General features: G+C 55.9%; 11 protein-coding genes. All 11 read right to left on the reverse strand.

Going from position 1 to position 14,071, the window contains the following annotated elements:
* Positions 1-15: 15 nt before the first annotated feature.
* The 11 genes from ACI4OH_RS09545 to mnmA all read right to left on the reverse strand — a co-directional run bounded on the left by ACI4OH_RS09545 (position 16) and on the right by mnmA (position 13,899).
* On the reverse strand, positions 16-3,018 hold the full coding sequence (locus ACI4OH_RS09545; RefSeq protein ID WP_435720636.1) for a DEAD/DEAH box helicase: 3,003 nt from the start codon (positions 3,016-3,018) through the stop codon (positions 16-18).
* 92 nt (positions 3,019-3,110) lie between these two features.
* Positions 3,111-3,653, reverse strand: coding sequence for a biotin transporter BioY (locus ACI4OH_RS09550; protein ID WP_432646592.1), 543 nt, complete (start codon positions 3,651-3,653; stop codon positions 3,111-3,113).
* Between the two features lie 191 nt (positions 3,654-3,844).
* The gene (locus ACI4OH_RS09555; RefSeq protein WP_432646591.1) at positions 3,845-5,731 is read right to left on the reverse strand and encodes a glutamine synthetase; all 1,887 of its coding nucleotides are present in this window, start codon (positions 5,729-5,731) and stop codon (positions 3,845-3,847) included.
* A 202-nt stretch (positions 5,732-5,933) separates the two neighbouring features.
* Positions 5,934-7,592: a hypothetical protein gene (locus ACI4OH_RS09560; RefSeq protein ID WP_432646590.1), complete on the reverse strand. Its 1,659-nt coding sequence runs from the start codon at positions 7,590-7,592 to the stop codon at positions 5,934-5,936.
* A gap of 73 nt (positions 7,593-7,665) precedes the next feature.
* Entirely contained in the window at positions 7,666-8,412 is a 747-nt protein-coding gene (locus ACI4OH_RS09565) for an ABC transporter permease (protein WP_439784655.1), read from the reverse strand.
* Entirely contained in the window at positions 8,409-9,188 is a 780-nt protein-coding gene (locus ACI4OH_RS09570) for an ABC transporter ATP-binding protein (protein WP_439784656.1), read from the reverse strand. Before ACI4OH_RS09570 ends, ACI4OH_RS09565 begins: the two co-directional genes overlap by 4 nt.
* A gap of 38 nt (positions 9,189-9,226) precedes the next feature.
* Complete coding sequence (locus tag ACI4OH_RS09575; RefSeq protein ID WP_439784657.1) at positions 9,227-10,198, reverse strand: ABC transporter substrate-binding protein; 972 nt, start codon at positions 10,196-10,198, stop codon at positions 9,227-9,229.
* Between the two features lie 90 nt (positions 10,199-10,288).
* On the reverse strand, positions 10,289-11,266 hold the full coding sequence (locus ACI4OH_RS09580; protein ID WP_439784658.1) for a PilN family protein: 978 nt from the start codon (positions 11,264-11,266) through the stop codon (positions 10,289-10,291).
* The gene (locus ACI4OH_RS09585) at positions 11,259-11,753 is read right to left on the reverse strand and encodes a DUF3783 domain-containing protein (protein ID WP_432646585.1); all 495 of its coding nucleotides are present in this window, start codon (positions 11,751-11,753) and stop codon (positions 11,259-11,261) included. The genes ACI4OH_RS09580 and ACI4OH_RS09585 overlap by 8 nt, the downstream gene beginning before the upstream one ends.
* 20 nt (positions 11,754-11,773) lie before the next feature.
* A complete protein-coding gene (locus ACI4OH_RS09590; RefSeq protein WP_439784659.1) occupies positions 11,774-12,787 on the reverse strand; it encodes an NYN domain-containing protein in 1,014 nt (337 codons plus the stop codon).
* Complete coding sequence (gene mnmA / locus ACI4OH_RS09595; protein WP_439784660.1) at positions 12,784-13,899, reverse strand: tRNA 2-thiouridine(34) synthase MnmA; 1,116 nt, start codon at positions 13,897-13,899, stop codon at positions 12,784-12,786. Before mnmA ends, ACI4OH_RS09590 begins: the two co-directional genes overlap by 4 nt.
* Between the last annotated feature and the right edge of the window lie 172 nt (positions 13,900-14,071).

Here is a 14,071-nt window from a genome sequence, read left to right on the forward strand (position 1 = left end):
ATTCTTATGCAAAAGTCAGGCTTCTTTGCTTGTAAGGTAATCGTAAAGGTCCTCGCGGACCGCCGTGTCGAGCTGCCAGAAAAGTTCCACGGCCGTGTCGCCCGAGTCCATCTTGATGGGCTCAGCCCCGTGATTTGTCATACGGCCCAGATAATAAAAACTCTTGGCCTCTTTATCCTCTTTGTTTTTCCGCACAAAGAGGTCAATCGGCAGTCCCTCTGCCTTTGCCCTGCAGAAACGCTGCACATCTTCAGAATCGAGACTTCGCTTGCTCTTGGAAATCGAAATGAGCTGGCCGTTATTCAAGAAGCGGTCATGGTAATTGATGGAATCCTGCACATCCGCCGCCTTGTCGTAGTTGATGAAAACGGGATACGTCCGGCTTTCCGCATCGTATTTATAACCACCGATATTGAGCGGCACGAGGGAATGGCTCCAGTCCATGATGCGGCAGACATCCTCATAATCGTATTTTTGATAAAGCTGAAAGCCGCTGTCCTGATAGGGATTGCTGTAGTTTTCCCGATAGCGCCGCAGGCCGAAGCGGACGAGCTCATCTATCTGACTCCGAAAGTCCTCATGCTGCAGCAATTTGCGAAACGAGGCCGACGCTGTGTAGTCCCCTGCACATGGTTCGATAAAAATGCAGTCCTGAAACGTCTTGCGGGACGCGCCTGTCGCAAAATCTCCCGTCATGATGTGGATGAGATTTTGGCGCGTATTGCGCTTGAAGGCAATTTCATAAGGAGGCAGCGAGAGACGCCGCTCCAGCACATGAAAAATCCGCTTTTCCCCGGGATGCTGCAAAATGATGTCGAGCATCAATAGCTCATGCGGCCGCTTGCCCTCGGCAAATTCCTTCGAGATGTACTGCAGAAATTTTTCTTCAAGGGCATTGAAGGCAACGCGATAGTCCTTTTCATATTTCTTCAGAAAGGCATGATACGAGCCGAGGCGATTGGCACGAAATACGCAGGTGATGTCCATCTCGCCGAAGCGGTCAAACTCGTCCAGCTTAGGAATTCGCCCCAATTTATAGCGCAAATGGAAATAATTGTCCTTGATAAGCTGGATTGCCGCGAGGTTCGACTGGTCGATGGAATGAAAGATCTGCTCCCGCGCGACCGCATCGAAGTGAATCGTCGAGGCCCCCGGAATCATGCGTTCACCCTCAAGCAGAAAGTGGCGGATATTGTCTTTATTGTAGCTGCGGTCACCCGAAAGTGCGATGGGAATCAGGTAATTCTTGTCGCTGTAATTGCCAATAAAATCGAGTATGACGACGTATTCCTTCCCCTCCGCCTTGCGCAGGCCGCGGCCGAGCTGCTGAATAAAGACAATCGGGCTCTGCGTCGGGCGCAGCATGATGACCTGGTTGATTTCAGGGATATCGACGCCCTCATTAAAGATATCGACCGTCAAGATATAATCGAGGGGATTGGGGATGTCATCTTCGATGAGGCGGCTTATGGCCGCTTCTCGTTCTGCCTGTGAATTTTTGCCGGATAGACTCAGCGTGCGCAGGCCGTGTTCGTTGAACTTCTGCGAAAGAATTTCCGCCTCCCGATTTGTACTGCAGAAAATCAAGCCCTTGACGCGCGAGCCGCTGAAACCGTAGAACTCGGCCTCACGGATGATATGCTCGACACGGCTCTCACCTGTAAGCTTTTGAAAAAGATGTTCGTCATGCACCTCATCCGCCGCATACGTCCGCTCTCCCAAACTGATATCATGGATGCCAAAATAATGGAATGGGCAGAGAAGATCCTCAGTCAGAGCCTGCTGCAGGCGAATTTCATAAGCGATATTGTGGTCAAACAGGGCGTAAATATCAAAGCTGTCCGGCCGGTCCGGACTGGCCGTCATGCCGAGGCAGAACACCGGCGTAAAGTAGTCGAGCAGTTTTTGATACGAGGCCGCGCCGGCGCGGTGCACCTCATCGATGATGATCAGGTCAAAAGCATTTGGCGAAAATAAATGCAGGACGTCCTCACGCGAAAGCGTTTGGATGGTCGCAAAGAGATACTGTGCATCGACGTCTTTAGCCGTACCGGACAGCAGGCCCGCGTCAATATTTTCGCCGAGAACGCGCCTGTAACTCTTTAGGGCCTGCTTGGCAATCTGCTCGCGGTGCACGACAAAAAGCATGCGCCGCGGCTGAAAATCACGCGCGGCAAAGGCTGAGGCATACGTCTTGCCCGTGCCCGTCGCGGAAATCAGCAGAGCTCTGCGGGCCTTATGGTGACGAAGGGCGCGCAGGCTCTCAATAAACTCCTCCTGCATGAGATTGGGACGCAGGGCTGCGGACGTGCCGGTCATTGCCACCGAATCGGCATTTTCCGCCGCCAGCGGCAGGTCTGACAGGGGCAGCTCATAAGACTGTCCCTGTTTTGCCTGCATGCGTTCGCGCTCATGCTGATAAATCTTTTGATACGCATCGTAAAAGAGCGCAAACGAAAGGGTATGTTTTTCGTCCGACCAAAGGTCTTCAAAGCGCGTGAGCATGCTCTGCGTGTATTCGCCATCATGAAGGGAAATGAGCTTCGTGTTCCATTCCTCATTTTTGGTCAAAGCTGCTGCCGTGAGATTGGAACTGCCCACAATCATGCGGTAAACATCGCCGCGGCGGAAGATATAGCCCTTCGTGTGAAAGCCAGCTCCCTGTTCCGACCAGTACATGCGCAGTTCAATGTTGGAGAATGCCTGCAGCTTCTTCAGGGCCTTGGGGTCGCTGAAATTTAAGTAATTCGTTGTCAAAATGCGGCCGGGAATTTTTCGCTCTTCCAGTTCCCGCAGAATGCCGAGCAGCGGCGTGATGCCGCTCATCGTGATAAAGGCCACACTGATGCAGAAGGACTCGCAGTGCTCGAATTCGCGCTCGAGGGCCGACAGGACCTTGCGGCCATTGTGGTAGTCATTGTACACAAATTGAGGGCGATATTCGGCAGCCGAATTCACCCTCGCATCGAAGAAGGCAGTCTTTTGCCCCTGCAAAAGACTGTCCGTTATTTTGTTCATGCCCCCACTTCCCTTTCGCGCCAACGTATAAACAGTATTAGTATACCACGCGGGAGACTGCAGCGCTATGATTTCCGCAGGAACAGATTCTTTTATCTGCGGTCGATGGCCTGATTGACCTTGACGCCGAGGAAGGCGGCCATGAGGCATTTGATGATGTCGCCGGGGATGTACGGCAGGACGGCCATGACGACGGCGGCTTTGAGGCCGATGTCCATGACGAGCATCATGGAGATGAGGCCGCCGACGTAGGTAAGAGGGATGCCGACGACGATGTCAACGAGGGCGTAGCGCTTGAAGCTCGGCTTATCCCCTTTGAGCGCACTGATAATCGGGTAGACGACGAGCCACGCGATGATGTAGCCGCCCGTCGGGCCGACGAGGCGGCCGACGCCGGCTGTACCGCCGACAAAGACCGGCAGACCGATGCAGCCGAGCATGACATAGACAAAGAGTGCGATGAACGTCTGTTTTGGCGGCAGTACGAACGCCGTGACGCCGAGCGCAAGCGTCAGGGCCGTGACCATGCCCGGCGTAAATGGCAGCGGAAACGAGATATACGCCGTCACGCAGCAGAACGCCACGCAGAGTGCCATTTTGGTCAGGTCTTGTACGGAAAATGCTTTTGCATTCATGATGAATCCCTCTTTTTCTCTCATAGAAATAAATTTTATAATGCCCTACATATGTTCCTATTATAGGACGGCATTCCCTTATCGTCAACCTCATCGAAATAACGGTTGACACAGGAAACAGCAAACAGCCCCATACCATACAAAGCGTACGGTATGGGGCTGTCCTTATTTCAACTAATTGCCTGAGGCAATCAGATCATGTTCTTGACATAGGAGTCATAGAGGGATTTAAGCTCTTCGACTTTGTCGTACATCTCAACCTGCAGGCCGGATGCCGTTGCATAGTCGCCTTCGTTCAGAGCGTTGATGAGCAGCGTGAAGAGGCTCTTCTCATCGATGCTGTCTTTAGCGAGGTAGCTGCGAATGCCGTTGATCTTGTTCCAGTTGTAGGAATCGAGGTCCGTAACGAAATCCGTCTTGACTTCCTTGGCACTGCGGACGATGTCGCGGTTCTCCGGAATGATGCGGGCGATGAGCTCGGTCTTCCAGCGCGTCAGGGCACCAGCGCGGAATGCTTCGATGATCTGGTCGCGCAGAGCGCCGCCAGCCGTGATGACTGCGAGCTTAGCCGGATAGTTCTCGAAGTTCTGCATGTTCTCCCAGACCGTAGCCGGCGGAGCACCGAAGAGGCGCGTGCGCTCTTCTTCCGTGTAGTCTTCGAAGACATCGTCTTCACTGCGGTATGCACGGTCTTTCTCGAGGTAGAAGCCTTCTTCGCCGGCATCTTTGGAGATTTCGGCGAGGCATTCTGCCGTCGTGTGCGTTACGCAGGCTTTGACACCGTCGAGGCAGGCCGAATAGATGGCAGCGAGGACGAGGTACGTATTCGTGTACGGGTTGCAGGCACGCAGCTCAAAGCGCGTAGCGTACGGATTGCTGAGGTCGCGAATAAGACCTGCGAGGATCGTACGGTTGCGGGACGGGATCTTCGGCGTATGGCCGAGGGACGTAACGACGCAGACCGGAGCCTCGAAGCCCGGTTTGAGGCGGTTCAGGGAATCGTTCGTAGCAGAAACGAACGGGTTGATGACTTCGTAGTTCTTCAGCAGGCCCATGAGGGAACCATAACCGATGGCGCTCATGAAATCCTTCTCCTGGTCGTCAGCCGTGAAGAGGTTGTGGAGCTTGCCGTCCTTCGTGATGGCAGCCATGCCGATGTGCGTGTGCTCGCCGTTGCCTGCGAGGCCAATCATCGGTTTTGCCTTGAAGTTGACTTCGAGGCCGACAGCGCGGAATACTTCTCTTACAATCGTGCGGACGAAGAGCTCGTTATCGGCAGCCTGCAGAGCATCAGCGAAGCGCCAGTCAATCTCGAGCTGTTCGCAGACATGCGTCATGCGGCCGCTCTCGTCGATCTGTGCTTTGAGACCGCCGACTTCCTTATGGCCCATCTCGACTTTGAAGCCGTATTTGTCGAGGACTTCGAGGCACTGCTCAAGAGCCGTGCGGACGATGCCGTGCGTGCGCTCCCAGTACTGCTCCTGCAGGACCTGCGAAGCGGACATCTCTTCGATGGCAGCATCTTCAAGCGGCGTCTTGACCCAGAACTCGAGCTCCGTAGCTGACGTGAACTGGATATCCGTAACATCGTTGCCGTTGACGCTCTCGATGCCCGCAATCTGCGGATGCTCTTTGAAGAGCTTCAGGAGTTCGCCCTTGACATAGGCGAGCGTGTCAGCAAGCACTGCACGCGAATCAACGCGTTTGCCTTCATGAATCAGGAAGGACGGGATACGCAGCGTGCCAATTGGTTTCTCCGTCTCTTCGTCGTAGTTTTCCATGTTGTAGTCAACAAACCAGTTGACGGAAGGATCAATCGGCATATCGACTTTTGCGTTGTTCAGGGTGGCAATGCCCGTCAGCACGACGGAAGAACCATCCGTCTGGACAGCCGTGCCAGCATAGAACTCATCGATATCCTTAAGGAAGATGCGCATTGGGATTTTTTCATCCGTATCGTTGCCGGCCATATCGATGCCGACCAGCGAAACGAACTGGATTTCCGGATGTGCTTTGAGCGTGTTCAGGATTTCATCTTTTTTGGAGTTTGCAGGAATCACATAAAGTAACTCGTCCATGTTTATACCACCCTTTTTAAAATTGAGCAACAAAAAAGCCATGCAGAAAAAACAACCTGATCAAGAATCCTGATAGGAAGCATCACCTCTGCATGGCGCCATTGCCATATTGACTATTCGTCTCGTTCAAGTTCAAGTGCATCGAATGTACTCGCTTGAACGACTATTATGTTATCACAGAAGAATCTTTTTGTAAAGGGGCTCAGCGTGTATACATTTCATGCACCAGGCGCGAAGCTGACGACGAGGCATACGCAGCGGGGCTCGTGCCGTAGACGCTGCGGAAGGCCTGTGCACCGTCGCCATCCGCGAGATTCGCGGCATGCAGCCATTTGGCAAAGCTTTTCCAGCCGTGATTTGCCGCGAGGTCGTAGGCCGTGAGCTCCGCGATGATGGAACACGATTCATCGCCAAAGGAGGCAACGGCCTGTTCGTAGTTCTTCGGCGCCGTCAAAGACGCGGCATCGGGGAAGCTCCCCTTTTCCGCGAGAATATCGTACCAAGTGCGCCGGTAGTCCGCAAACTCTCCAAGGCCCTCTTCGCCGAGACGCTGCGTGCCGATGAGATAGGCCATGCCGCGCGCGAGCCACGCGACTTCTTTTTCCGTGCCGCCCATGGCCTGCGCCTCCATGACGCGCGTGAGCATGACGCCCGTGCTGAAAATCTGCTGACGCCGCGAATCAAGCGCCGCGGCATCGAGAAACAGCGTGCTGCCGTTCTCGAGCCAGAGGCTCTCGCCGATATTTTTCGCGGCTTCCGCAGGCGTCATATCGGAGTGCGCGCTGACGGCCCCGGCCATCTGTTCCTTGCCGTTTGCGAGCACGAGCGTGTACTCGCCGTGCAGCGTCATGCCGAGCCGGCGCTGCAGAAGGTTCTGCACAGCGGCGAGCTGCTCCTGATAAAAACCGGCCTGCTCCGCCGCCACGCCCTCGCCCGCTTCGATGTGAATCACGGCCGGATTTTCCTTCTGTCCCTGCCACCACGCAGAAAACTCCGTGAGAAAATCGTCAAGCGACAGGCCAAAGGCCTCCGCAAAAGCTTCTTCACCGCTTTTGCCCGTGCCCAGCGCCTTGAAATACGATGCGAGCTTTTGGCCGCGCTCTTCTTCAGAGTAGCGGCCGAGAAGCCGCGCGGTCATCATGTCGGCCATCTCGTAGGCGTGATAGTTCTTCTTCATGATGGACTTTCGTTCGGCAAATTCAAGATGAAGGAGGTCCGCCGGCTCGGCAGGCTGCGGCGCGCCGAGAAGGTCATCGAGGACGTCCATCTGCCAGCGCGCCATTCTGCGGCCGCCGAGTTTTTCGGCCATCATGGCGCCGACGTAATCGGCCGAGCCCTCTTCGAGCCAGAACAGGGCCTCCTTGTCCGTGTCGCGGCCGTCGCTTAGTTCGTACTGCAGTTGATGGAAGAGCTCATGGGCCGTCGTCGCATAGCGGTCGCTGTGACTTTCCATCACACCGGCCTTGGCGTTGATGGCCGTAATGTGCTGCCGTCCGCCCGACCAGCCGCCCGAGATGCCCGCAATCTCTGCCGCCTCATCGTCCGAGAGTGCGAATTTTTCCCTGAGGATGCTGCGGTAGTCGGCATCCGAAGACGCGACATAGACCTTGACCGAATGCTGCCTTCTCGCGCCCATCTGCTGCTCCGTGAGCTCGTCAAAGGCGCCCGCCGCTTTTTTGACGTCCGCGAGCGCGGCGCCGCTGCCCTCGACGTGGATTTCGCCGTCGTCGCGCTCGAAAAGGCTCAAAAATGAATCCATGCAGCGCTCGGCCTGCGGCAGAAATTCCGGCGCATGAAAGCCAGCCCAGCCTGCCCCAAAGAGAAGCGAGAGCAGCACAAGCAGCCCCAAATATTTTTTCATATCTTACGCACCTTCCTCATCTTCTGCACCTTCCGCATCGCACAGTCCCTCATGATTTTCCGCCTTCTGCTTCTCATTTCCGCTGCCAGCGGCAGGCAAAATATTCAAACGCATCGATCAGGCCAAAAAGCAAGAGGCCCATCAGGCTCAGCACGACGATGCCCGCGTACATCTCGAGGTAATTGACGCGCAGCCATGCATCCATGATGTAATAGCCCATGCCAAATTTCGTGCCGAACGTCTCAGTGAAAAACAGCACGGAAACGGCCGTGGCCATCGCGACGCGCACGGCCGTGATGAATTTAGGCAGCGAGGCCGGCATGATGACAAAGCGGAACACCTGCCAAAAAGACGCGCCGAGCGAGTACAGCGGATAATACGTCTCCTCCGGCAGCGTCCTTATGGCATCGCGCACAGCCACGACGACCTGAAAGACGATAATCAGGAAGATCATGAGGATTTTCGAGAGCTCACCGACCCCCGCGAGCAGCATGAGGATTGGCAAAAGCGCAATCTTCGGGATCGGGTAGGTCAGGTAGACGACAGGGGACAAAAAGCGGTCAGCCCTTTTAAAATAGCCCATGAGTACGCCCAAAGGATACCCGACGAGCACGGCGAGGCCGAGGCCCGCCGCGATGCGCCAGAGGCTCCAGGCCGCGTGCACGAGAATGTACTGCGTGAAGACGCGGCCGAGCTTTGCAAAGACCTTGTCCGGCGTCGGCACAATCGGCAGCTCCATGATTTCTGCGACTGCGTACCAGAGCACGAGCAGGAAAACGGCCGCGGCCGCATAGGAAGCGAGTGTATGTTTGATTCTCATGCTTCTTCCCCCCTGCTGATGCGGCGGATCTCCTCGCGCAGTCTGCGCCCCATCTCAAAAAATTCCTGACGGCCGCGCTTCTCGGGGCTGCCGCTCAGGGGATTTTCGAAAACGCGCACGATGCGGCCGGGCTTTGCGCCCATCACGACGATTTTCTGTCCGAGATAAAGGGCCTCCTCGACATAATGCGTGACGAGGATGGTCGTGACGTGCTGCTCCTGCCAGAGCGTCAAAAAGACGTCCTGCATCTCCTCGCGCGTGATGGCATCGAGCGCCGAAAAGGGCTCATCCATCAGCAGAATATCAGGGCGCAGCAGGAAAGAGCGCGCGAGGCTCACGCGCTGCTGCTGGCCGCCGCTGAGCTGCCGCGGATAGCGGCTGAGCAGGTCTTCAATATGAAGCTTCTGCGCGAGTCCCTGCAGGCGCGCCTCATCTGCCTCCCTGCCATCCTGCCAGTTTTTGCGGATGCGGCAGCCGAGCACGATATTTTCGCGCACAGTCTGCCATGGCAAAAGCCCGTAATTCTGCGGCATGAAGCCGATGCAGTCTTTTTTCGGGTCGAGGGCTCTCTCGTCCAGTCGTACATTGCCCTCTGCAGGCTTTATAAGTCCGGCCGCGGCCTTTAAGAGCGTGGATTTGCCGCAGCCCGAAGGCCCGATGATAGCACAAACCGTTCCTTGCGGAACGGTCAGGCTGATATCATCGAGCACGGTTGTCTTATTCTTTTCTTTTTGTGCCGTCCGGTAGCGGACGGTCAGATGTTCAAACGCAATCATGCTGTTCCCATATCATATATCAATTTAATTGTTCTCTCTTATTCGCCAAGCAGATTGACGACGAGGTCATCATAGCCGTAGGTCTCATTGACAAGGCCCTTCGTGTTGAGCCATTTCATACAGTCGGAGACATCCTGCTTCGCTGGCAGCGCGGCCTTGTGGTACTTCGGCAGGACGAGCGCATCCTTGGCCTCAGCCGGGAAGCCGGCCTTCTCGATGACAAAATCGATGTATTCGTCGCGCGGCGTGTTGTTGAGGTAATCGACGGCGCGGTTATAGGCGCGGTACATGGCCTGAATTTCCTTTTTCTTGTCCTTGGCAGCTTTGCTCGTAAAGAGGATGACGCCGGGGTTGATGCCGAGGTCATCGGAGCTCTTGATGAGGTGTCCGCCGTTGTGGATGGCGATGCTGGCCATCGGCTCCGGCAGCGTCGCGGCCGCGAGTTTGCCGTTCTGCAGCATCTCAAGGCGCGTCGGAATCTGCGGAATGATGACCTTGTTGATATCATCGCCCTGCAGGCCGTCCTTCGCGAGAATCTCATCCGTCACGTATTCGATGATGGTATTGCGCGAAACACTGACGTCTTTGCCCTTGAGGCTTTTTACGTCTTTGGCCTGCTCATTCGGGCCTGCGATGAGCTTGTAGCTGCCATCCGTGGCCGACGTGATCTTGACGTCAAAGCCGCCCGATTTGGCAAACGAAGCCGCGAGCATGTCGGAGACCGCGCCGTCGAGGTTGCCGCTCTGCAGTGCCGAGTCGCGGTCCATCGCACTCTTGTACTGCTGGATATCGACCTTGAGCCCTTCGTCCGCAAAATACCCCTTCTCCTCGGCGATGAGGAACGGCAGGGAGTCTGTATCCAGCATCAGGCCGACCGAAAGCGTCTGCAGTTCGCCGCTTGACGAGCCTGCCTGCCGATCGGAGCCGCAGCCCGAAAATACAAGCGCCGAGAGCAGCGCCGCAGCCGTCAGGCCGAGAGAGAGCCCTTTCTTCCAGTGTTTTCCTATCATCTTATACGCCCCTTCCAAAATTTCACAAGTCCAGAATACTATTTTCCCCTTGTCTAAACCTGCTTAAAGACTATACACCTAAAGACTGCATCAATGGAACAGCAGGTCGCCGAGCATCGAAGCCCCTTCCTTGGCGTACGAGAGCACGGTGTCAATCGTATCCTTGTTCTCAGCGTACGTATCCGCGGCCTTGTCCTTGACCTTGCCGGCCTCGTCCTTCAGGGACTGGACATCGTCAAGCTTCTGCTGCACGTCGTCGAGTTTCTGCTGCGCATCATTGATGGACTGCTGCACATCGGCAGCCGCCGCGGCCGTATCGGCACTCTGCTGCTGATTATCGGCAGAGGCTTTCTGCTTCTTGTCCGACTGTCCCGTCACCTTGTCGAGGATTTTCTGCAGGCCGGATTCGCCATCGGCACTTTCCTGCATGGCCTGACTGCGTCCCTCAAGGCGGCCCTGCTGGCGCTCGAGGTCGCGCTGCTGCTGCTCGAGGTCCTTCTTTTTCTTTTCAAGAGCCTGACGCTGCTTCTGAAGGTCTCCCTCCTGCGCGTCGAGCTGCTGCTGACGCGCCTGCATCTGCTGTTCCTGATGCTGGCGCTCATTGTTCTGCAGGTCCGCCTGATCCTGACGGTAGCCCGCGAGCGCAAAGCCGATGAAGACGGCCACGAAGAAGCCCGCGATGAGCAGCAGAGCCTTCTTGCGCTTGCGCGTCAGCCATTTTTTCTTTTCCTGCTGTTTGGCCTTTTTCTGCAGGTCCTTATCGGGCTTCAGTTCGCGCACGCCGGGCTGCAGAGGCTCTTCTTCCTGCTCCTGCTGCGGAAAAGGCTGCCGGATGGGTCCGTCCTGCGCCCCCTCTGCAGCCGTCATCTTTGGCAGCTGCTGCGTATCTTCAAGGCGGCTGGCCGGCTCTTTTTCGTTTGCGGCCGCCGGCTTTCCCTGCGGCGCGTTGATGGAGCTGCCGGATTTTTCCCCTGCCGCGTCAAACGAGGCCGTCTTATTCAGCAGGACCGTCTTGTCGAGGTCCTCAGGCGCTGTCTTGTTTTCCCTGTCTTGCTGCTGGTCACTCATCGCCCCTGCCCGCTTTCTTTCCGGCCTGTGCTGCCCTTGCGGCCTTCTCGGCCTTGGCTTTTTCTTTTTCTGCCTTTTTCTTTTCCTTGGCCTCTTCCATCTCAATCATGGCCGCATGCTCCTTCTGCATCGTCTCGCAAAGGCGGCGCAGCGTCCAGAGCGTATTGAACGGCGTGACAATGGATTTATAGTGCACGGGCGGCACATTGGCATCTTTCAGGGCCTTCAGTACAGCGTCAAGGCGCTTGTTGCGGATGTTCTGCATGACCATGACCTCATGTGGGAACACGAAATCATCGTCTTCATAATCTTCGGGATTGGCCGCCCGAAAGCCCTTGATGCCCAATAGATAGCCGACTTTTTCGCGCCATGCTTCTTCCGGCAGCACCTTCGTATGGATGCCAAGGCGGTGCAGCGTCTTCTGCGCCAGCGCGAGTTTCTCGTCATCGCGGAATTGATAAAATAAAACCAGTTCTTCTCGTTTCATGGATTTTCCCTCATTTAAAATCATCGTGAAAGGCCGCGCATCAAAAGGTACGTGACCAGCTCGTCCATCGTGACTTCTTCCTCACGCATGCGCTCCTCAAGCTGACGGCGCAGCGTCTTGGGCAGGCGCACGGCCAGAGTGCCCTCCGGCAGAGCGCTTTCCGGCACCTTGACAGCCGCGGCCGGCTGCTCGGCCGCTTTTGCCTGTTCCATCTGCGGTTTATTCGCCTTTTCGGCCTTTCCCTGCTTAGGAGCAGCCTTGGCAGCTCGTTTTGCCGGCTTTTCGGCTTTGACCGGCTGCTCTGGTTCCGCCTGCACGGCTTTTTCGGGCTTCGCGTTTTTCGCCGTCTTGGCCTTTTCGTTCTTGCCCTTTTTGTTCTTGACCGCCTTGACTTCTTTCGGCTCCTTCGCCTCTTTCAGCTCTTTCGCAGCTTTCACCATTTCTTTTGCTTCTTTGCGCTCTTTATGCTCTTTTTCCTGCTTGGCCTGCTTCAGCTGCTTGGCCTGTTTTTTCGCCTCGGCCTTTTCGGCTTTCTCGGCTTTTTCGACCTGCTTCTCCTGCTTGCTTGTATGTTTCTTTCTCACGGTTTCTCTTTCCTCCGGCGGGTAGACGATGAATTCGTCATAAGCGTTGCGCAGCGTTTCGCTGGCCTGCTTCGTCCCCACGCCAATGATATAAGATTTTTCCTTCGAATTGAGCATCTGGGCGATGCGCACAAAGTCCGAATCCGTCGTGATGATGAAAAAGCGGCGCACGCCCTCCTGATACAAGAGCTTCGCCGAATCGTAAAGGGCCGAGTCGAGCGAATTCTTGCCGAGGAAGGTGCGGCTGATCTGGCGGAACGTAAACCCGGGGCGCCGCATGAGCTTGTCCCAGCGCTTCTGCTCGGGGCGCTCATCCCAGTCCGAAATCACGATCGTGCGGCACGGCTGAAAGCGGCGTGCCTTGCCGAGCGTGTAGTTGAGCATCTCAAACGGCGCGTTCTCGATATCGTAGAGGATGCCGACCGTCGTGTTGCTGGATTCAAGTGTCACTTCGCCATCCCCTCCTCATTTCCGAGATGCTTGAAGGCTTTCTCGATGATGCCGCCGCCGACGACGGTATCCCCATCGTAAAAGACGACCGACTGCCCCGGCGTCACGGCGCGCTGCGGCTCCGCGAACGTCACCTTGACCTTGCCATTTTCCATCGGCTCAATGCGGGCCTCGCCCTCGCGGCGGCCGTAGCGGACTTTTGCCGAGACCGTCATGGGCTCCGTAAGCTCGTCAATGGCAATCCAGTTGAGGTCACCGGCAATCAGGCCGTCCGAGAAAACGTCCTTAGCCCCGCCGACAATCACGCGGTTGTGCGCCATGTCGAGGTCGACGACGTACAGAGGCTCCGGATACGCGATGCCAAGGCCTTTTCTCTGACCAATCGTGTAAAGGGGCACGCCCTCATGATGGCCGAGCACTTTGCCGTGCACATCGACGATGTCGCCGGGATGCAGGCACGCAGGATTCTTTTCGCGCAGATACGCCTTGTAATCATCGTGCGGCACAAAGCAGATTTCCTGACTGTCGGGCTTGTGCGCGACCGGCAGATTGTACTTTTCCGCGAGTTTGCGCGTCTCGACCTTCGTGTATTTGCCAAGAGGCATGAGAAAATGCGCAAGGCTCTGCTGATTGAGGTGATACAGCGCGTACGACTGGTCCTTGTGCGTGTCGATGCCTTTTTTGAGGACATAGCGGCCCGTCTCATCCTGCCCGATGCGCGCATAATGGCCCGTGGCCACATATTCCGCGCCGAGTTCGAGCGCTTTCTGCAAGAGGCCTTCAAACTTCACATAGCGGTTGCACGCAATGCAGGGATTCGGCGTCCAGCCCTTCGCATAGTCCGCGAGGAAGTAGTCGATGACTTTTTCCTGAAACATGTCCTTGAAGTTCATGACGTAATGCGGGATACCGACGACCTCCGCCACGCGGCGCGCATCGTCGACACTGCTGAGACTGCAGCAGCCGCGGTCATTCTCATCAAAATCACGGCTCTCCTCAGAAAGGCGCATCGTCACGCCGATGGCGTCATAGCCCTGCTCCACGAGCAGCGCCGCCGTAAGGGAGCTGTCCACGCCGCCGCTCATCGCGACGACTACTTTTTTCTTTTCCATATAAATAAAAAATCCTTTCTCTATTCCATAAAAAGACAGTCCAAGGACTGCCTATCGTTTTAAGTATACCATATCCGTGCAAAAAGCCCAAATCCATTGGACGCATAGAGGATGGTCTGCTAGACTAAAGGTACAGAGTTTTAATTACATTGGTCTTTTGGTTGGGTTTACA

Origin of the sequence: Mitsuokella apri, from assembly GCF_051886055.1 — a bacterium.
Lineage (GTDB): Bacteria > Bacillota > Negativicutes > Selenomonadales > Selenomonadaceae > Mitsuokella.